This is a genomic window from Rhizobium sp. 05L429, assembly GCF_056397645.1.
On the sequence record NZ_JBFTNV010000098.1, the window covers coordinates 1 to 416 of the forward strand.

1 protein-coding gene is annotated in these 416 nt (G+C 58.9%); it reads right to left on the minus strand.

From position 1 onward, the window contains the following. A partial coding sequence (locus AC1DNW_RS35485; RefSeq protein ID WP_477855833.1) for an AMP-binding protein occupies positions 1-416 on the minus strand: 416 nt, incomplete at both ends.

Below are 416 nucleotides of genomic sequence, written 5' to 3' on the forward strand. Positions count from 1 at the left end.
GCGGAAGTAAGCCATGCCATTGTCACGCCATAGCCATAGCTATGAATGGCTTGAGCTACCTCGGACGGGGCAATCGGACCGGCTTCATAAACGGCTAGGCGGGCACCGTTCAACAAACTGGCCCACAATTCCAATGTTGCGGCATCAAAGCTTATTGGTGAAAGCTGCAGCCACGTATCGGCGTGATCCACCGTGATATAGCTTCTGGTGCATGCCAGTTGCACAACGGAGTTATGACTTGTCATCACGCCTTTGGGCTGTCCGGTGGAGCCCGACGTGTAGATCACGTAGGCAAGGTGCTGCGGCAATGTGCGGCTCTCGACGGCGCCGTCCGGCAGGCCTGCAATCTGCCCGTCCCAGTCCCGGTCGAGGCAGACGACCTGCACGCCATCCACCGACGGCAGCCGATCGAGAAG